14 protein-coding genes are annotated in these 18130 nt (G+C 70.1%); 6 read left to right on the top strand and 8 right to left on the bottom strand.

Going from position 1 to position 18130, the window contains the following annotated elements; translation table 11 throughout:
• Positions 1–51: 51 nt before the first annotated feature.
• The 3 genes from MBSD_RS03535 to MBSD_RS03525 all read right to left on the bottom strand — a co-directional run bounded on the left by MBSD_RS03535 (position 52) and on the right by MBSD_RS03525 (position 6189).
• A complete protein-coding gene (locus MBSD_RS03535; RefSeq protein ID WP_062535122.1) occupies positions 52–2295 on the bottom strand; it encodes a glycosyl hydrolase family 95 catalytic domain-containing protein in 2244 nt (747 codons plus the stop codon).
• Positions 2296–2420: 125 nt separating this feature from the next.
• On the bottom strand, positions 2421–4955 hold the full coding sequence (locus MBSD_RS03530; protein WP_062535120.1) for a TonB-dependent receptor: 2535 nt from the start codon (positions 4953–4955) through the stop codon (positions 2421–2423).
• Between the two features lie 223 nt (positions 4956–5178).
• Entirely contained in the window at positions 5179–6189 is a 1011-nt protein-coding gene (locus tag MBSD_RS03525; protein WP_062535118.1) for a LacI family DNA-binding transcriptional regulator, read from the bottom strand.
• 224 nt (positions 6190–6413) lie between these two features.
• Here MBSD_RS03525 and MBSD_RS03520 point away from each other — a divergent pair, with 224 nt between their 5' ends.
• The 4 genes from MBSD_RS03520 to MBSD_RS03505 are packed head-to-tail and all read left to right on the top strand — an operon-like array spanning position 6414 to position 9175.
• A complete protein-coding gene (locus MBSD_RS03520; RefSeq protein WP_062535116.1) occupies positions 6414–7304 on the top strand; it encodes a DUF6662 family protein in 891 nt (296 codons plus the stop codon).
• 19 nt (positions 7305–7323) lie between these two features.
• On the top strand, positions 7324–7848 hold the full coding sequence (locus MBSD_RS03515; protein WP_201797447.1) for an FMN-binding protein: 525 nt from the start codon (positions 7324–7326) through the stop codon (positions 7846–7848).
• Positions 7845–8639, top strand: a complete 795-nt coding sequence (locus MBSD_RS03510; RefSeq protein WP_062535113.1) for an FAD:protein FMN transferase — start codon at positions 7845–7847, stop codon at positions 8637–8639. Before MBSD_RS03515 ends, MBSD_RS03510 begins: the two co-directional genes overlap by 4 nt.
• A complete protein-coding gene (locus MBSD_RS03505) occupies positions 8636–9175 on the top strand; it encodes a hypothetical protein (RefSeq protein WP_062535111.1) in 540 nt (179 codons plus the stop codon). The genes MBSD_RS03510 and MBSD_RS03505 overlap by 4 nt, the downstream gene beginning before the upstream one ends.
• On the opposite strand, the gene MBSD_RS03500 is transcribed toward MBSD_RS03505, so the two are convergent.
• The 4 genes from MBSD_RS03500 to MBSD_RS03485 form a co-directional block, all read right to left on the bottom strand.
• Positions 9126–9635: a peptidylprolyl isomerase gene (locus MBSD_RS03500; RefSeq protein ID WP_062535109.1), complete on the bottom strand. Its 510-nt coding sequence runs from the start codon at positions 9633–9635 to the stop codon at positions 9126–9128. The two genes, MBSD_RS03505 and MBSD_RS03500, sit on opposite strands and share 50 nt — an antisense overlap.
• A 183-nt stretch (positions 9636–9818) precedes the next feature.
• Positions 9819–10874 (bottom strand): 2-oxoacid:ferredoxin oxidoreductase subunit beta, encoded by a 1056-nt coding sequence (locus MBSD_RS03495; protein ID WP_062535107.1) that lies wholly within the window; start codon positions 10872–10874, stop codon positions 9819–9821.
• Positions 10871–12745, bottom strand: coding sequence for a 2-oxoacid:acceptor oxidoreductase subunit alpha (locus MBSD_RS03490; protein ID WP_062535105.1), 1875 nt, complete (start codon positions 12743–12745; stop codon positions 10871–10873). Before MBSD_RS03490 ends, MBSD_RS03495 begins: the two co-directional genes overlap by 4 nt.
• Entirely contained in the window at positions 12742–14568 is a 1827-nt protein-coding gene (locus MBSD_RS03485) for an FAD-dependent oxidoreductase (protein ID WP_062535103.1), read from the bottom strand. The genes MBSD_RS03490 and MBSD_RS03485 overlap by 4 nt, the downstream gene beginning before the upstream one ends.
• Before the next feature lie 201 nt (positions 14569–14769).
• On the opposite strand from MBSD_RS03485, the gene MBSD_RS15115 reads away from it, so the two are divergent.
• A complete protein-coding gene (locus MBSD_RS15115) occupies positions 14770–14967 on the top strand; it encodes a hypothetical protein (protein ID WP_148667800.1) in 198 nt (65 codons plus the stop codon).
• A 189-nt stretch (positions 14968–15156) separates the two neighbouring features.
• Entirely contained in the window at positions 15157–16989 is a 1833-nt protein-coding gene (gene typA / locus MBSD_RS03480) for a translational GTPase TypA (protein WP_062535101.1), read from the top strand.
• 84 nt (positions 16990–17073) lie between these two features.
• On the opposite strand, the gene MBSD_RS03475 is transcribed toward typA, so the two are convergent.
• A partial coding sequence (locus MBSD_RS03475) for a mechanosensitive ion channel family protein (protein ID WP_425478092.1) occupies positions 17074–18130 on the bottom strand: 1057 nt, incomplete at its 5' end.

Here is an 18130-nt window from a genome sequence, read left to right as displayed (position 1 = left end):
CCGCCGGAACCTGCGCATCCCCGCGCGCGGCAGGCGCCGGCACGCGATGCCTCACGGCTTCCGCCGCACCAGTCGTACCTTGCCGGCGGCGTCGCGTTCGACACGGATGTCGTAACGCTGGCCGCGAAACACCACGTTCTTCAGCGTCAGCGCGCGCCACTTCGGCGGCAGCACCGGCGCGTAGGCCTCGCTCAAGCCGCGCTCGTCGATGCGCAGGCCGGTCAGCCCGTAGATCATGCTCTGCAGGAAGCCGGCGGAAGTGGCGAGGATGTAGCCGGCGTTGTTCGCCACGGTCTCGGTGCGCACGTTGAACGGCGGCTTGAGGAACCCTTGCAGATTGCGCTCGATCCAGCGGCCGGCGGCATCGGCATCGCCCAGTTCGGCGGCGGCGACGGCCAGCATCACCATCATCATCTCGTTGGGATCGTCGCCGTGGCTCTTCAGCGCCTCGAGCTGGAAGGCGAAGTCGTTGGCGCGCACCGCGTCCGGCATCGGCAGGTCGAGATTGGGGTACATCAGCCAGACCAGCGACGAGCCCATCCAGGTGATCTTGTCGTGCGGCACGCTGGCGTCGAAGTCGAGGTGGCGCTGCTCGCGCGCGGAGAACGGGATGTACATCTTCGCGGCGATCTCCGCCCAGCGCGGGTCCGGCGCCGCGCCGACGCGCTTCGCCGCCTCGACGGCGATGTTCAGCGCCTTGCGCGCGGCGGCGTTGGTGAAGGCGTCGTTCGGCACGTCGGCGTAGGCCTCGTCCGGCGAGGTGACGTGCAGGATCTCGTAGCGGTCCTGCGCCGCGTCGTGGGTCACGCGGCTGGCCCAGAACTCGGCGATGCCGCGGATCACCGGCCAGCCGTACCGGCGCAGCCAGGCGTCGTCGCCGCTGGCGAGGTAGTACTGCCATTGGGCGATGGCGATGTCGGCGTTGACGTGGATCTCGCGGTAGATGCCGTAGGCGAAGTACGGCGTGACGTCGACGCCGGTCTCCGGGTCGGCCTCCCACGGATACATCGTGCCCCTGGCGCCGTACTGCGCCGCGCGCTTCTCCGCCGGCGCGATGGTGCGCGCGCGGAACATCACGATCGGCTTGGCGCGCTCGGGATGCAGCAGCAGCAGCGCCGGGAACACCCAGGAGTCGCTGTCCCAGAACGCGTGGCCGGCGTAGTTCGGCGTCAGCGCGCAGGCGCCCATCGGCCAGGCGGTACCGACGGTGCTGTTGGACAGCAGGTAGTAGAGGTCGGAATGCACCGCCTTCTGCGCCGCCGCATCGCCGTCGATCACGATGTCCGAGCGCCACAGCGCGTGCCAGGCGTCGCGGTGCTCGGCGAGCAGGCGCTCGAAGCCCGTGCGGCGCGCGGCGACGGCGAGGGCGAGGTCTTCGCGGTCGCCGCCGCCCCACCCTTCCCGCGACACGGCGACGTACTTGGTGAAGGCGTAGCTGCGCCCCTTCAGCACGCGCGCGGTGAGCTCCAGCGACAGCCTGTGCGCGCCGTTCTCGAGACGCACGTCCTCGACCTGCAAGCCGGGCGGCAGGCCGATCGCGGCCGCCTCGGCCATGCCCAGGCCTTGCTCGGCGCGGCCGCGCAGCCACAGCGTCAGCGCGCGGGGGTCGCCGTCGGCGGCGAGGACGCGCGTGTAGCCGGGGTACCAGACGGCGGCGCGGTCCGACGTCGGCGCCGGTTTGTTGTCGAGGTTCTGGCCGCTGGCGATCACCGCGTCGATCATCGCCTCGCCGTCCAGCTTGCCGATCGGAAAGCGCGGCTGGTATTCCGACCACAGCCGGATCGGGAAGCTCAACTGCACGGTGCCGTCGAACTGCGGCGTGATCGTGAGCCGCGTCGCCGCGAGGTGCGGCGCGGCCTGGCTGACGAAGGTGACCACCTGCACGTCGGTGACCCTGTCGGCATAACGGTAGCGGTAGCGCGTGGTCAGCGTGCCGTCGTAGGCATCCAGCGTCTGCGCGTAGTCGCCGAAGAAGCGCGCGTCGAGGCGCGTGCGGTTCAGCCAGCCGTCGCCCGGGTTGTAGTCGATCTCGCTCCAGCCGGGAATCGCCGCCGGCCGCGCGATGTCGTCCTGCGTGTAGTCCATGAACGCGACCATGTAGGCACGGTTGCCCTCGGTGCCGCGCGGGGACGTCATCGTGGTGAAGTAGCCGTTGGCCAGGTAGCTGGGGAAGTAGCGGTCGAAATCCCCGGCCGTGGCGGTGAACAGGAAGCTCGGATCGGTCGCCGCGAGCGCCGGCGTGGCGACGGCGGCGGCGAGGAGCACGGCTGCGAGCGGGATGCGGACGGATTTCATCGCGACTCCGGATCAGGTCGCCGCCGGGAACGGTCCCGGCGCAGTGTACGCGGCGGCCTGCGCGGCCGCCGCGCCGGAAAGGCGCGCTCCGCCTGGCGGCGGCGGCGCGCCGTGCTCGCCTGCGGTCAGAACAGGTAGCGGACCTGCAGGTTGACCTCGCGGCCCTCGAGCGGGCGGGCCAGGATCACGCCGCCGGTGTCGCTGGCGGTGCCGAAGATGCGCGAGTTGCTCTCGGTCAGGCCCAGTTCGTTGGTCACGTTGGTGCCCTGCAGGCGCAGTTCCCAGTGCTGCTGCACGTGGGCGATCACGCCGAAGTCCCAGGTGCTGTAGGTGCCCAGCTGCTGCAGACCCGACTGGTCCTGGGTGTGCGAGCCGACGTGGGTGTAGGTGACGAACGCGGTCAGGTCGCCCCACGAAGTGGGCAGCGTGTAGCTGGGCGTGAACATGTAGCGCAGCTTCGGCTGGCGCTGCAGTTGCTTGCCGTCGATGAAGGCGCAGCCGCTTTGTCCGGTCACCAGATTGGTGAAGGGCAGGCACGACTGGTTGTGCGAGTAGTGGCCGTCCAGGTAGTTGGCGACCAGTTGCAGCCGCAGGTTCTCGATCGGCGTGACCGCGCCGGTCAGGTTGATGCCCTTCGAGTCGGAGCCGTACAGCAGCGGGCTTCCCACCGGCACGCCCGCGCCGTCCGTCGGCTGGTACGGCAGGCCGCTGAACTGCCGGTGGTAGATGCTGATGTCGGCGTAGACGCGCGGCGACTGGTATTTGAAGCCGCCCTCGAAGTTCTGGATCTTCTGCAGCGGCGGCGTGTTGCCGGTGGCGTTGCCGCGCAGGGCGTTGTCGAAGTCGCCGAAGTGGGCGCCCTTGTTGGCGCGCAGGTACACGCTCATGTTGTCGGCCAGACGATAGTTGGCGCCGACGGTCCACGAGGGGTGGGTCTTGTCGTAGTCGGTGCGCGAGAACGTGCCGTTGCACACCGGCACCGCGTTGTCGTAGAGCGTGTTCGGGTCGCCGTCCAGGTTGACGTTGCTCAGGTTGCAGACGGTGTTGTGCGCCTGCTGGTTCTCGATGCGCGCGGAGAAGTCGAACAGCCAGCGGCCGACGCGCCACAGGTCGGACAGGTAGAACGCCTTGTTGTTGGCGACGCCGTGCTCGGTGATGTTGTAGCCGCCGTAATCCAGGAACCCCTGATTGTCGGTCAGCCGGAAGGTCTGGCCGCCGTTGACGTAGCTCACCAGGATCGGCTTCGCGTTGGGCGTGTTGGTCATCAGCATCTGGTTGCCCAGCGCCCACTTGTCGTCGTCGCTGTAGTGCGCGAGGTACAGGCCGGCGGTGAGCGTGTTGCCCTCGAACAGCTCCTTGCTGACGCGCATGTCGTTGTTGAGGTTCTTCAGGTGCTTGTGGATGAACCACCAGCCCTGATGGATCACGCTCTGGTTCGGGTCGACGACGGTGCCGTCCTTGTAGGTGGCGGTCGCCGAACCGGCCGGAAGCTGGAAGCCGCCGACGCTGGGGCTCAGGTTGTACAGCTCGTCGTCCAGGCTGGCCGGGTTGGTGCCGGAGAACAGCGCGTTGGTGTCGACGTCGCCGGCATCCCACAGCACCTTGTCGGAGAAGTGCCAGCCGTCGCCGAAGTCGAAGTCGAAATTGGCGCCGAGGAAGCCCATGCGCGCGCCGCGGCCGTCGGCCAGGTCGGCGTTGGTGCCGCCGCCCGGATAGCCGGCGAGGAACACGTGCTGGATGTCCTTGCTGTAGTACGTGCTGGTCAGCGGATCGAAGCCCGGATAGGCGCTGAACTTGTCGGTGCCGTGCTGGATCAGCGGGATCGGCGTGATGAACTGGTTCTTGTCGTCCAGCCAGCGCGCGTAGAACGTCATCGTGCCGTTCTCGGTGTCGTGCGTCAGCGTGCCGGTGAGCTGGCCGCCCTTGTCGGCGGGGAACTGCGGGTCGCGCACGCCGTCGGAATCGCGGTAGAAGCCGCCGAAGCTGCCGTACCAGTCCTTGGCGATCGGGAAGCCGACGAAACCGTCGACGCGGCGCAGGTTCTCGTCGCCGTAGGTGACGCCGAGGCTGCCGGACGGCACCGCGGTGCCCTGCTTCAGGATGAAGTTCTCGCTGGCGCCGATCTGGCCGTCGGCGAACACCACGGACGGACCGCCCTGGATGATCTCGACGCGGTCGATGGTGTCGTCGAGGCGGAAGATGCTGGTCTGTTCGAAGAACGACAGCGTCGGCATGCCGTACAACGGCGAACCCATCAGCTGCACGGTGTTGAACGGCGCGTCGCCGCCGCCGGGGAAGCCGGCGATCTCGATGTTGGCGCCGGTCTGGCCGCCGGTGGATTCCGGCCACAGGCCCGGGGCGATCTTCAGCAGGTCCGCCGTGCTCTTCGGGTTGGCCCGCTTGATCTCCTCGGACGTCGCGGTGGTGATGGCGTAGCTGGCGTCGATCTTCTTCAGGCCGCCCGCGGCGACGTTGCCGGTGACGACCACCGCTTCGAGGTTCTGCGCGCCGGTGGCGCGCGCCTCCGCGGCCTTGGCCTTGTCCGGCGGCGCGGTGTCGTTCGGGTTCTGCGTGTCGTTCTGGGCGAGCGCGAGGCCGGGGCCTAGAGCCGCGGCGATCGCCACGGAAAGCGCCAGTCGCGCCAGGTGCGTGCGAGTCATGAGATGAGTTCCTCCCCAGCAGTGCAGTGATGTCCGCGTGGCGTCCCGGACGCCGCGGCGGTGATGCGTCTCGTCAGTGATGGCAGCGCCGATGCCCCGTTTCCCTGCCGATCCGGTGCGGGTCCCCCGAGGCCGCGCGGATATTTGCGCCAGATGACAGCGCTGTCAATTTGCTGTGCAGCACGACCGCCCCCTTCCCGCCGCCGGACGCATCCCGCGGCGCTCAGGCCGCGGGCGCGGTCGATTCGCGCACGCGCAGGGCGAACGGCACCTGCACCATCGCGCCCTCGCCGCGCCCGCGCAGCACTTCCAGCAGCTGCAGCGCGGCGATCCGCCCCATGTCGTGGCTGGGCTGGTGAACGGTGGTCAGGGCCGGCCAGATCTGGTGCGCGATCGGCGTGTCGTCGAAACCGCACACCGACACGTCGCGCGGCACGGCCAGCCCATGTTCGCCCGCGGTCCAGATCACGCCGGCCGCCATGTCGTCGTTGGCGGCGAACACCGCCGTCGGCCCGCGGTCGCGCGGCAGCGAAAACAGCGCCCGCGCCGCCGTCACGCCGGAGCCGAACGAGAAATCGCCCTGCACCACCAGCGCGGGATCACAGGACATTCCGGCGGCATGCAACGCCGCGCGGTAGCCGTCCAGTCGCCAGCGGCTGGCGCCGTGCGCGGGATGGCCGACCACGTGGGCGATGCGCCGGTGCCCCAGGGCCAGCAGGTGCTCCACCATCTGGCGCGCGGCCAGCGGCTCGTCCATGAAGGCGCCGATCCGGCCGGCGCGCTCGATCGGCGAGACGCTGGCGTAGCGCACGCCGCGCTCGTGCAGGCGCGCGAGCAGCGCGGCGTGGTCGGTGATCGGCGGCGTCAGCACCAGGCCCTCGGGTCGGTGATGCGAGATGAACGCATCCACGCGCGCGACGAAGTCGGCGGCGTTCACGTCCAGCGGCCGCACCAGCATGCTGTAGCGGTGCTGGTCGCAGGCTTCGAGCACGCCGCCGAGGATCTCGGTGAGGTAGTTGGACGATGGGTTGTCGTACAGGGTCGCGACCAGGAACGAGCGGTTGCTGGCCAGGCTGCGCGCCGACGGGTGCGGCCGGTAGCCCATCGCCTCGATCGCCGCGCGCACCTTCTCGCGCGTGCGCGCCGTCACGTTGGCTTCGTCGTTGAGCACGCGGGAGACGGTCTTCGGCGAAACCCCGGCCGCGCGTGCCACGTCTTCCAGGCGTACCCGCATGTGTTCCCGCTGCTCTGCGTCTCCGGCGTGTCGCGCGCGGACTATGCGTGCAGGCGCCGTCCAGCACAAGCGCGGGCGGCGGGCGCGGGCGTGACCGGCGAGAGCCGGCGCCCGCCTCTTGATTGCAATTGCGAATTACTATCATTTAATATCTCGACCGCTCGCCGCCGCCAGCACGCCGCACGCACGGCCAACACCACGACCGTTCCGGGGAGAAGAACCTCATGCTTCGACGCACCCGCGCCGCGCTGCTGGCGCTTGCCCTGCTCGTGCCACTCGTCGCCGCCCGCGCCGGCGAATCGCCGTTCGGCTGGATCTACACCGCCGACATCCATCCGGCCGGCACGTTCGAGTACGAACACTGGTCGTTCCTGCAGCAGGGGCAAGCCGGCGGCGACTACCGCCACCTGCAGAACCGCGAGGAACTCGAGTTCGGCATCACCAGCAAGTTCCAGATGTCCGCGTACCTCAACTGGAGCTACGTCAACGCCCTCCGCAACGAGCCTGACGGCACCACCGGCGGCCCGGGCACCGATCTCGGCCCCGGCGACGATCCGTTCGGCCGCTTCCGCCGCACGCACTTCGACAGCGTGTCCGTGGAGGCGATCTACCAGATCCTCAATCCGTTGACCGACCGCTTCGGCCTCGCCGTCTACGCCGAGCCGGCGATCGGCCCGGACGAGCGCGAACTGGAGTTGCGCCTGATCGCGCAGAAGAACTTCCTCGACGACCGCCTGATCCTCGCCGGCAACCTGATGGCCGAGATCGAACGCGAAGAAATGAAGATGGCGCTGGAGAAGGCCACCATGGTCGACCTGGCCTTCGGTGCCAGCTATCGCTTCGCCGACCACTGGTCGCTGGGCCTGGAAGCGCGCAACCACCGCGAGTTCGAAGGCTACGGCCTCGGCAACAAGGAGCACTCCGCCTGGTTCCTCGGCCCCAATCTGCACTACGCGGCCCAGCACTGGTGGCTCACGGCCGCGTGGCGCCACCAGTTGCCGGTCGTACAGGCCTTCACCGAGGAACAGCGGGAGGTGGTGCGCGGCGACCGCATCTACGGCGACGAGCACGCCCGCAACGAATTCATGCTCAAGATCGGCATTCCGTTCCGGTGAGCCGCGGGGGAACGAAACGATGAAGATGCGATGGCGCAGCCTCGCGCCGGCGCCGGCGCTGTTGGTGCTGGCGCCGGCGTATGCCGCCGACTACATGTCGGTCGCGCAGGCGCAAGCGGAATTCTTCCCGGGAGAGACGCTGCAGCCGATGCCGCTGACGCTGGACGAGGCCACGCGCAAGGCGATGTTCGCGGCATCCGGCGTGCACCTGGAGTTCGACGCCGGCCGCGTGTGGCGCGCCCCCCGGGGGTTCTTCGTGGTCGATGAAGTGGTCGGCAAGCACGAGAAGATCAAGTACGCCGTCGCGCTCGACACACGCGGCGCGGTCAAGGGCATCGAGGTCCTGACCTACAGCGAAACCTACGGCGGGCAAGTACGCAACGCGGACTGGCGCGCGCAATTCGTCGGCAAGACGCCGGCGGACCGGCTCGAGCTGGGCCGCGACATCCGCAACATCAGCGGGGCAACGCTGTCGTGCAAGCACCTCACCCAGGGCGTGAAGCGCGTCCTCGCGCTGTACGACCTGGTCCTGGCGAAGTCGTGATCGCACGCGCGCGACCGCTGCTGGGCACGCTGGTCGAGATCCGCGCACGCGGCGACGCGTGCGCGGTGACGGCGGCGTTCGCCGCGGTCGAGCGCGTACACGCGCTGATGAGTTTCCACGATCCGACGAGCGAGCTGTCGCGTCTCAATCGCGAGGCGGCACGGCGCGCGCTGCGCGTGCATCCGTGGACCTACCGCGTGCTGCGCGCCGCCCGTCGCCTGCATCGACTCAGCGACGGCGCGTTCGATTGCAGCGTGGCCGGCGCGTCGGTAGCCGCGGGCGCCCTGCCCGCTCCCGCCGACGAAGCGCCGCCGGCGACGGGTATGGAAGCCGTGGAACTGCTGCCCGGCTTCCGCGTGCACTACCGCCGCCCGCTGTGGCTGGATCTCGGCGGCATCGCCAAGGGTTTCGCCGTCGACCGCGCGGTCGACGCGCTGCGCCGCCACGGCGCGACCGCGGCGGTGGTCAACGCCGGCGGCGACCTGCGCGTGCTCGGCGACGAACCGCAGATGGTCGCCGTGCGCGATCCGCAGCAACCGCAGCGCCTGCTGCCGCTGGGCGCGCTGGCCGACGGCGCAATCGCCACCAGTGCGCCGTACTTCAGCGAAAGCGGCGGCGACTGGTCGATTCGCGATCCCGCCGGCGGCAGCCCGCGCCGCTACCGCAGCGTCAGCGTGCTCGCTCCGAGCTGCCTGCGTGCGGATGCGCTGACCAAGATCGTCTGGCTGCGCGGCGCCGAGGCCAGCGCGTCGCTGCTCGCGCGACTGCGCGCGCAGGCGGTGACGCTATGACGCGCGGCCGTCGCCCCCGCCCCTCGCAGCGCGGCACCGGCATCCGCCTGCACCTGTGGCTGCTCTACGGTGGCCTCGGGCTGGTCGCGGTCACCGGCGTCGTCTGGGCCGTGTGGTGGGATCTGCCTGGCCGCGAACCGACCGATGCCCTGCACTCACTGACCCAGTTGCACGGCGCCGGCGGCTTCATCGCCTTGCTGCTCCTGGGCTCGATGCTGCCGCAGCATGTGCGCTTCGGCTGGAACACCGGGCGCAACCGCTGGAGCGGCGGCAGCGTAGCCGCGTTCGCCGCGGTGCTGATCCTCACCGGCTACGCGCTGTACTACGCCGGCGAGGACCTGCGCGAGTTCGCCAAATGGGTGCACCTGCTGCTCGGACTGGGCGCAGTGGCGATACTGCCGCTGCACATCTGGCTGGGCCGGCGTTCGCGCGCGGCGCGCGCGCCGGTCCAGCCAGTACCCGGGCAGACCCGGGCCCAGGCGTCAATCAGCGACGCGCGTCCAGCGCCGCATTCCACTGCCGCACGCGATCGCTGACCTGCGCCAGCACCGCGTCGGCGTCGCCCTCGATCGTCACCTTCTCGATGGTGTCGCCCTGGCGGATCGCGTCGACCACCGCCTGGTCCCCGGCGCCCAGCACCGCGCCGAACACGGTGTGCTTGCCGTCCAGCCAGGGCGTGGCGACGTGGGTGATGAAGAACTGGCAGCCGTTGGTGCCGGGGCCGGCGTTGGCCATCGACAGCACGCCAGGCTGGTCGTGGCGAAGATCCGCGCGGCACTCGTCCTCGAAGCGGTAGCCGGGATTGCCGCGGCCGTCGCCGTTCGGGCAGCCGCCCTGGATCATGAAGTCGGCGATCACGCGGTGGAACTTCAGGCCGTCGTAGAAGCCGCGGCGCGCGAGATTGACGAAATTGGCCACGGTCAGCGGCGTCTTGTCGGCGTGCAGGGCGATGCGGATGGGGCCGCGCGAGGTGGTCAGGGTCGCGGTGATGCTCATGGGATCGTCTCGGTTGGACCGCCGCCGATGCGCGCGCGGATCGGGGGCGGAAGGGCGTGGAAAGCGAAGCGCCGATGTTACGCGTTCCGGCGCCGGCGCGCAGCGCGCAAAGCGACGCCCGCCCCCTCGCCCTGCCCTCTCCCCCCATCGCGAGCGATGGGGGGAGAGGGACATCCAGCGCGCTCAGCGCAGCGAGGCGTTGATCTGCTCCAGCGTCGCCGCGCCGGGGCACAACGCCTCGGCACCCAGCGCGTTGAACGGGGTCGCCACCGTGTTCAGGTGCTCGTGCAGGTCGTGCGGGTCGGGGTCGAGGTAGAGCAGGCCGGTGACGATCTCGCCGCGCACCTGGTGCGCGTGCACATAGTTCATCGCCGCGATGCGGTCGCCCGGATCGTAGTCGGCGTGCAGCTTGCGCAGGCGCAGCACGCTGCCGTCGTGCTGCCGCACCTCCGCCAGTTCGCCCTCGGCGTAGTCGACGCCGATCGCCTCGCGGGCGCTGATCACGTCGAGGCGGTTGACCGCCTCGTTGTGCTCGCGCACGTAGTCGTAGCTCTTGGTGCTGCCGGCGTGGTTGTTGAACGCCACGCACGGGCTGATCACGTCGATGAAGGCGGCGCCCCTGTGCGCGATCGCCGCCTTGATCAGCGGCACCAGCTGCTGCTTGTCGCCGGAGAAGCTGCGCGCGACGAAGCTGGCGCCGAGCTGCAGCGCCAGGCCGACCATGTCGATCGGGTTGTCGGTGTTGACCACGCCGCGCTTGGACACCGAGCCCTGGTCGGCGGTGGCGGAGAACTGGCCCTTGGTGAGGCCGTACACGCCGTTGTTCTCGACGATGTAGACCATGTTCACGCCGCGGCGGATCGCGTGCACGAACTGGCCGATGCCGATCGAGGCCGAGTCGCCGTCGCCGGAGACGCCGAGGTACAGCAGCTCACGGTTGGCCAGGTTGGCGCCGGTCAGTACCGACGGCATGCGCCCGTGCACGGTGTTGAAGCCGTGCGAGTTGCCGAGGAAGTAGTCGGGCGTCTTCGAGCTGCAGCCGATGCCGGACAGCTTGGCCAGCCGGTGCGGCTCGATCGCCAGCTCCCAGCAGGCCTGGATGATCGCCGCCGAGATCGAGTCGTGCCCGCAGCCGGCGCACAGCGTGGAGACTTTGCCCTCGTAGTCGCGGCGCGTGTAGCACAGCGCGTTCTTCGGCAGGGTCGGATGGTGCAGCCCGGGCTTGGCGATGTAGGTCATGGCACGTGCGCCTCCGCGGCGGCCGGCGCGGCGGGCGCGCGCGTTCCGGCCTGCTCGCCGATCGCGCGGGCGATGAAGCGCGCGGTGATCGGCGTGCCGTCGTAATGCAGGATCGGCACCAGCCGCGCCGGGTCGATGCCGAATTCGTTGACCAGCAGGCTGCGCAGCTGGCCGTCGCGGTTCTGTTCGACCACGAACACGCGCTCGTGCGCGGCGATGAATTCCGCCACGCTGTCGGCGAACGGGAACGCGCGGATGCGCAGCGTGTCCAGGTGCACGCCGGCGCCCTCCAGCGCGTCGATCGCCTCGGCCATGGCCGGGCTGGTCGAGCCGAAAAAGATCGCGCCCAGCGCGGTCGGCCGCGAAGCGCGGCGCAGCAGCGGCGGCGGCACCAGCGTCTTCGCGGTCTCGAACTTGCGCAGCAGGCGCTGCATGTTGTCGACGTAGTCGGCGCCCTTCTCCGAGTAGCGCGCGTAGGCGTCGCGCGTGGTGCCGCGGGTGAAAAAGCTGCCGCGCGTCGGATGCGTGCCGGGATAGGTGCGATACGGGATGCCGTCGCCGTCGACGTCCAGATAGCGGCCGAACGGCTTGCCCGCCTCCAGTTCCTCGCGCGTCATCACCTTGCCGCGGTCGTAGGCGCGCGTGTCGTCCCAGGCGAACGGCGCGCACAGGCGCTGGTTCATGCCGATGTCGAGATCGCTCATCAGGAAGATCGGCGTCTGCAGGCGATCGGCCAGGTCTAGCGCCTGCGCGGCGAACTCGAAGCACTCGTGCGGGTCTTCCGGAAACAGCAGCACGTGCTTGGTGTCGCCGTGGGAGGCGTAGGCGCAGGCGAGGATGTCGGCCTGCTGGGTGCGCGTCGGCATGCCGGTGGAGGGACCGCCGCGCTGCACGTCGATGATGGTCGCCGGAATCTCGGCGAAATACGCCAGACCGATGAACTCGGTCATCAGCGAGATGCCGGGACCGGAGGTGGCGGTGAAGGCACGCGCGCCGTTCCAGCCGGCGCCGATCACCATGCCGATCGAGGCGATCTCGTCCTCGGCCTGCACCACCGCGTAGAGGTTGCGGCCGCTCGCCTTGTCGACGCGGTACCTGGCGCAGTACTTCTGGAACGCCTCGGCCAGCGACGACGACGGCGTGATCGGATACCAGGCGCACACGGTGGCGCCGCCGTAGACGCAGCCCAGCGCGGCGGCGCTGTTGCCGTCGATGAAGATGCGGTCGCCGACGTTGTCGGCGCGCCGGACGCGCAGCCCGAACGGCTGGCGCAGGTGCTCGCGCGCATAGTCGCGGCCCATGCGCAGGGCCTCGCGGTTGGCGTCGATCAGCTTGGGCTTGCTGCGGTACTGCTCGCCGAGCAGCGTTTCCAGCACCGCGCCGTCGATGCCCAGCAGCTCGGCCAGCGCGCCGACGTAGATGATGTTCTTGAACAGCTGGCGCTGCCGCGCGTCGCCGTAGGCGGCGTTGCACAACTCGGTGATCGGCATGCCGATCACGGCGACGTCTTCGCGGAACTTCGACGGCGGCAGCGGTCGCGTGCTGTCGTAGAACAGGTAGCCGCCGGGCTCGATCTCGGCGACGTCGGCGTCCCAGGTCTGCGGGTTCATCGCCACCATCAGGTCGACGCCGCCGCGGCGCCCCAGCCAGCCGCGTTCGTTGACGCGCACCTCGTACCAGGTCGGCAGGCCCTGGATGTTCGACGGGAAGATGTTGCGCGGGCTCACCGGCACGCCCATGCGCAGGATCGCCTTGGCGAACAGTTCGTTGGCCGAGGCCGAGCCCGAGCCGTTGACGTTGGCGAACTTCACCACGAAGTCGTTGACCGCCTGCAGGCCGGGGCGGGAAGCGCGGGTCGAGGGCAGGGTCATGCGGCGTCCTTGCGTGCGGCCCGGTCGCGGCAGCCGGGACCGGCGTGGGTCATCTCGATGACGAACTTGCGCATGTCCCAGGCTCCCGTCGGGCAGCGCTCGGCGCACAGGCCGCAGTGCAGGCACACGTCCTCGTCCTTGACCATCACCCGGCCGGTCTTCAGCTCGCCGGAGACGTACAGGTCCTGCGCCAGGTTCAGCGCCGGCGCGTGCAGACGCGTGCGCAGCTCGGCTTCCTCGCCGTTCTTCGTGAAGGTGATGCAGTCCATCGGACAGATGTCGACGCAGGCGTCGCACTCGATGCACGCCTCGCGGCTGAACACCGTCTGCACGTCGCAATTGAGGCAGCGCTGCGCCTCCTTGAACGCGGTTTCCGCGTCGAAGCCGAGCTCGACCTCCACCTTGACGCTCTTCAGCGTCTTCTCCGCCGGCGCCCACGGCACCTTGTAGCGCCCGTCGGCGGAGACGGCGTTGTCGTAACTCCACTCGTGGATGCCCATCTTCTGCGAGATCAGGCGCGTGGTCGGCGCCGGACGCTCGCGCGGGTCCTCGCCGTTGAGCATGCGGTCGATGCTGACCGCCGCCTCGTGGCCGTGCGCCACCGCCCAGATGATGTTCTTCGGGCCGAACGCGGCGTCGCCGCCGAACAGCACGTGTGGCAGGGTCGACTGCAGCGTGCTCTGGTCGACCACCGGCATGCCCCCCTGGTCGAACGCGATGCCGAGGTCGCGCTCGATCCAGGGGAAGGCGTTTTCCTGGCCGACCGCGACCAGCACGTCGTCGCATTCGAAGAAGGCATCCGGCTCGCCGGTCGGCACCAGCCTGCGCCGGCCCTGCGCATCGTGTTCGGCGCGCACCTTCTCGAAGCTCATGCCGACCAGCCGGCCGTCCACGTGCTCGAAGGTCTTCGGCACCAGGTAGTTGAGGATCGGGATGCCCTCGTGCATCGCGTCCTCCTTCTCCCACGGCGAGGCCTTCATCTCCTCGAAGCCGGAGCGCACGATCACCTTGACGTCCTCGCCGCCGAGGCGCTTCGCCGAGCGGCAGCAGTCCATCGCCGTGTTGCCGCCGCCGAGCACGATCACGCGCCTGCCGACCGAAGCGACATGGCCGAAGTACACCGAGGCCAGCCAGTCGATGCCGATGTGGATGTGCGCGGCGGCTTCGCGGCGACCCGGCAGGTCGAGGTCGCGCCCGCGCGGCGCGCCGCAGCCGACGAACACGGCGTCGTAGCCCTCCGCCAGCAGCGCCTTCATCGAGTCGATGCGCGAGCCGCCGCAGAACTCGACGCCGAGCCCGAGGACGTAGCCCACCTCCTCGTCGATCACCGCCTCCGGCAGGCGGAAGCGCGGCACCTGCGTGCGCATGAAACCGCCGGCCTTGGCGTCGGCCTCGAACACGGTGACGTGGTAGCCGAGCGGCGCCAGGTCGCGCGCCACCGTCAGCGAGGCCGGGCCGGCGCCGACGCAGGCGATGCGCTTGCCGTTCTTCCTCGCCGCCGGTTTCGGCAGGCGCGCGCGGATGTCGTCCTTGAAGTCGGCGGCGACGCGCTTCAGCCGGCAGATCGCCACCGGCTCGGGTTTCTCGCCGTTGTTTTCCTCGACGCGCACACGCCGGCAGGCCGGCTCGCAGGGACGGTCGCAGGTGCGGCCGAGGATGCCGGGAAACACGTTCGACACCCAATTGGCCAGGTACGCGTCGGAGTAGCGTCCGGCGGCGATCAGGCGGATGTATTCGGGGACCGGCGTGTGGGCCGGACAGGCCCACTGGCAATCGACGACCTTGTGGAAGTAGTCGGGGACGCGAATATCGGTGGGTTGCACTGCACCCTCCCGCCAGCCATGGAGGCAGCCTCGGGCGCGCGCCGGGACCACCGGCGGGGCGCCCGCCGTAAGTCGTCTGACCGGAGTCTAGCCCCACGCGCCGCAAGTGCAAGGGCGGCGCGCACCGGCGGCGACGCCCGCACGAAACGCCCCGCGCACCGCGGCCGCGCCCGGCGCCGCCGCCGTGCAGCTCGCCGCCGAATGGACCGAGCTGGACGGGGCGCGCTGGCCGCGCTCGACGGCGGCAAGCTGCACCCGCAGCCGGATGCCGAGCTGCGCGCCGCGCTGGCGCAGTGGCAGGGCCGGTTGCGCAAGGCGCGCGGCAGTGACACGGTGGCGGTCGACCGCCGCGAGGCGCGAACTATCTCGGCAAGTACCTCGGCGACCCGAAGTCGGTGAAGCTGCGCCCGCTGCCGGAAGTGCCGCCGGGCGCGTCGATCCGACCCCCGTCGCAGTCTGCGGCTCTCCATCCAGTCCGCCGCCCCGCCGGGGCGGCGGCGTTCATACGCCGGCACGCGAATCCCGCTAGAATCGGCGGCTCGCCCTCCCCCATGAGCCCCCGCCGCGCAGGCGCGGGACGCGATCCGCATGTCCATCGAGAACCTCCGCAACATCGCCATCGTGGCCCACGTGGACCACGGCAAGACCACGCTGGTCGACCAGCTGCTGAAGCAGTCCGGCACGCTGTCGGAGCGCGCGGTGGTGCCCGACCGCGTGATGGACTCGAACGACCAGGAGCGCGAGCGCGGCATCACCATCCTGGCCAAGAACACCGCGATCACCTGGCGCGGCAACCGCATCAACATCGTCGACACCCCCGGCCACGCCGACTTCGGCGGCGAGGTCGAGCGCGTGCTGTCGATGGTGGATTCCGTGCTGCTGCTGGTCGACGCGATGGACGGCCCGATGCCGCAGACGCGCTTCGTCACGCAGAAGGCGTTCCAGATGGGCTTCAAGCCGATCGTGGTGATCAACAAGATCGACCGCCCCGGCGCGCGTCCGGACTGGGTGCTGAACGCCACCTTCGACCTGTTCGACCGCCTCGGCGCCACCAACGAGCAGCTCGACTTCCCGGTGGTCTACGCCTCCGCGCTGCACGGCTACGCCAGCCTCGACCCGGAAGCGCGCGACGGCGACATGACGCCGCTGTTCGAGGCGATCATGCAGCACGTCTCGCCGCCGCAGGTCGACCCGACCGGCGCGTTCCAGATGCGCATCAGCCAGCTCGACTACAACAGCTACGTCGGCCTGATCGGCATCGGCCGCGTGCAGCGCGGCACGGTGCGCGCCAACATGCCGGTGGCGGTGCTCGACCGCGAGGGCAGGAAGCGCAACGGCAAGGTGCTGCAGGTGCTCGGCTTCATGGGCCTGGAGCGCCGCGAGGTGCCGGAGGCGCAGGCCGGCGACATCATCGCGATCTCCGGCATCGACGGCCTCGGCATCTCCGACACCGTGTGCGATCCCGCCGTGCCCGAGGCGCTGCCGGCGCTGACCGTCGACGAGCCCACCATCAGCATGACCTTCCAGGTCAACAACTCGCCGTTCGCCGGCCACAAGGACCACAGCGGCGGCAAGTTCCTCACCAGCCGCCAGCTGCGCGACCGCCTGCTGCGCGAGACGCTGCACAACGTCGCGCTGCGCGTCGAGGAGACCGAGGATCCGGACAAGTTCAAGGTGTCCGGCCGCGGCGAGCTGCACCTGTCGGTGCTGATCGAGACCATGCGCCGCGAAGGCTACGAGCTGGCGGTGTCGCGCCCGGAGGTGATCGTCAAGGAGATCGACGGCGTGCCGCAGGAGCCGTACGAACAGCTCGTCGTCGACCTCGAGGAGCCGTTCCAGGGCGGCGTGATGGAGCGCCTCGGCCTGCGCCGCGGCCAGTTGAAGAACATGGAGCCGGACGGCCGCGGCCGCGTGCGCCTGGAGTACATGATCCCGGCGCGCGGCCTGATCGGCTTCCAGACCGAGTTCCGCACGCTCACCGCCGGCACCGGCCTGCTGTTCCACGTGTTCGACCACTACGGCCCGCGTTCGGAAGGCGCGATCGCCAAGCGTCCGAACGGCGTGATGATCTCCAACGGCACCGGCAAGGCGCCGCCCTACGCGCTGATGGGCCTGCAGGAACGCGGCCGTCTGCTGATCAACGCCGGCGAGGAGATCTACGAGGGCCAGTTGGTCGGCATCCACGCCAAGGACAACGACCTCACCGTCAACGCGCTGCGCGAGAAGCAGCTCACCAACATCCGCGCCGCCGGCAAGGACGACAACGTGCTGCTGACGCCGCCGGTGAAGATGTCGCTGGAGCAGGCGCTGGAGTTCATCGAGGACGACGAGCTGGTCGAGGTCACGCCGAAGGCGATCCGCCTGCGCAAGAAGCATCTCACCGAGAACGACCGCAAGCGCGCCTCGCGCCAGGCGGCGTGAGCGCCGGCCGGCGCGGAAGCCGATGCATCGGGCCGCCGCGCGCGGCCCGATGCGTTTCCGGCGCCGGCCCGCGCCTCCTCGCAGCTATGCCGCGCCGGCGCGGGCGCGCTCCGCTCCGTCGATGCGCAGCCGCGGCAGGTGCTGCGGATATTCGCGCTGCAGGAAGTCGATCAGCGCCTCGCGCACGCGGCAGCGCAGATCCCAGGCGCGGCCGGAATCCGTCGCGCTGACCAGCGCGCGCACCTGCATCGCGCGCGCGTCGGCATCGGTCACCTGCAGCAGGGACACGCGCCCGTCCCATTCCGGCGCGGCGTGGCAGACGCGCTCCAGCTCGGCGCGCAACGGCGCCAGCGGCAACGCGTAGTCGACCCACAGGAACACGCTGCCGATCAGCCGGGCGCTGGTGCGCGTCCAGTTCTGGAACGGGTGCTCGATGAACCACTGCAGCGGCACCACCAGCCGGCGCTCGTCCCAGACGTTCACCACCACGTAGGCGCCGGTGATCTCCTCGATGCGCCCCCATTCGCCCTCGACGATCACCACGTCGTCGATGCGGATCGGCTGCGTCAGCGCGATCTGCAGGCCGGCCAGCAGGTTGGACAGCACCGGCCGCGCGGCCAGGCCCACCACCAGGCCGGCCACGCCGGCGGACGCGAGCAGGCTGGCGCCGAGCTGGCGCACGCCGGGAAACGTCATCAGCGCCGCCGCCAACCCGAACAGGCCGGCCGCGAACATCGCCGTGCGCGCGAGCACACGCGTCTGCGTGCGCACGCGACGCGCCTGCAGGTTGTCCTCGACGTCGACCGGGTGGCGCGCGATCACCGCGCGCTCCACGCCGGAAATCGCGCGCACGCCGAGCCAGGTGAGCGCGGCGACCACCGCCACCGTGGCCGCATGCTGCAACGCGTCCACCGCGCCGCCGCCGGCCATACCGCTGTGCAGCGCCGCCTTCGCCGCGATCAGCGGCAGCGCCAGCTCGAACGGCTGCGCGCAGCGGCGCAGCACGATCGACGCGAAGCCGCCGGCCTCGAGCAGGCGGCGCAATGTGAACCGTACCGCGCGCGCCGCCAGCGTTCCCAGCGCCAGCGCGACCGCCACCGCCAGCGCCAATCGCATCCACGGATGCGCCAGCCAGTCGGAG

Origin of the sequence: Mizugakiibacter sediminis, from assembly GCF_000953855.2 — a bacterium.
Classification (GTDB): Bacteria; Pseudomonadota; Gammaproteobacteria; order Xanthomonadales; family Rhodanobacteraceae; genus Mizugakiibacter; species Mizugakiibacter sediminis.
Note: the sequence above shows the minus strand (reverse complement) of the source record. Positions and strands in the feature narration are given on the sequence as shown.

Excerpts from the sequence above, each read along its gene's own strand:
- typA (WP_062535101.1), top strand. The coding sequence starts at position 15,157 with ATGTCCATCGAGAACCTCCGCAACATCGCCATCGTGGCCCACGTGGAC.
- MBSD_RS03500 (WP_062535109.1), bottom strand. The coding sequence starts at position 9,635 with ATGAGCATCACCGCGACCCTGACCACCTCGCGCGGCCCCATCCGCATC.
- MBSD_RS03490 (WP_062535105.1), bottom strand. The coding sequence starts at position 12,745 with ATGACCCTGCCCTCGACCCGCGCTTCCCGCCCCGGCCTGCAGGCGGTC.
- MBSD_RS03525 (WP_062535118.1), bottom strand. The coding sequence starts at position 6,189 with ATGCGGGTACGCCTGGAAGACGTGGCACGCGCGGCCGGGGTTTCGCCG.
- MBSD_RS03515 (WP_201797447.1), top strand. The coding sequence starts at position 7,324 with ATGAAGATGCGATGGCGCAGCCTCGCGCCGGCGCCGGCGCTGTTGGTG.
- MBSD_RS03535 (WP_062535122.1), bottom strand. The coding sequence starts at position 2,295 with ATGAAATCCGTCCGCATCCCGCTCGCAGCCGTGCTCCTCGCCGCCGCC.
- MBSD_RS15115 (WP_148667800.1), top strand. The coding sequence starts at position 14,770 with ATGGACCGAGCTGGACGGGGCGCGCTGGCCGCGCTCGACGGCGGCAAG.
- MBSD_RS03530 (WP_062535120.1), bottom strand. The coding sequence starts at position 4,955 with ATGACTCGCACGCACCTGGCGCGACTGGCGCTTTCCGTGGCGATCGCC.
- MBSD_RS03505 (WP_062535111.1), top strand. The coding sequence starts at position 8,636 with ATGACGCGCGGCCGTCGCCCCCGCCCCTCGCAGCGCGGCACCGGCATC.
- MBSD_RS03495 (WP_062535107.1), bottom strand. The coding sequence starts at position 10,874 with ATGACCTACATCGCCAAGCCCGGGCTGCACCATCCGACCCTGCCGAAG.
- MBSD_RS03520 (WP_062535116.1), top strand. The coding sequence starts at position 6,414 with ATGCTTCGACGCACCCGCGCCGCGCTGCTGGCGCTTGCCCTGCTCGTG.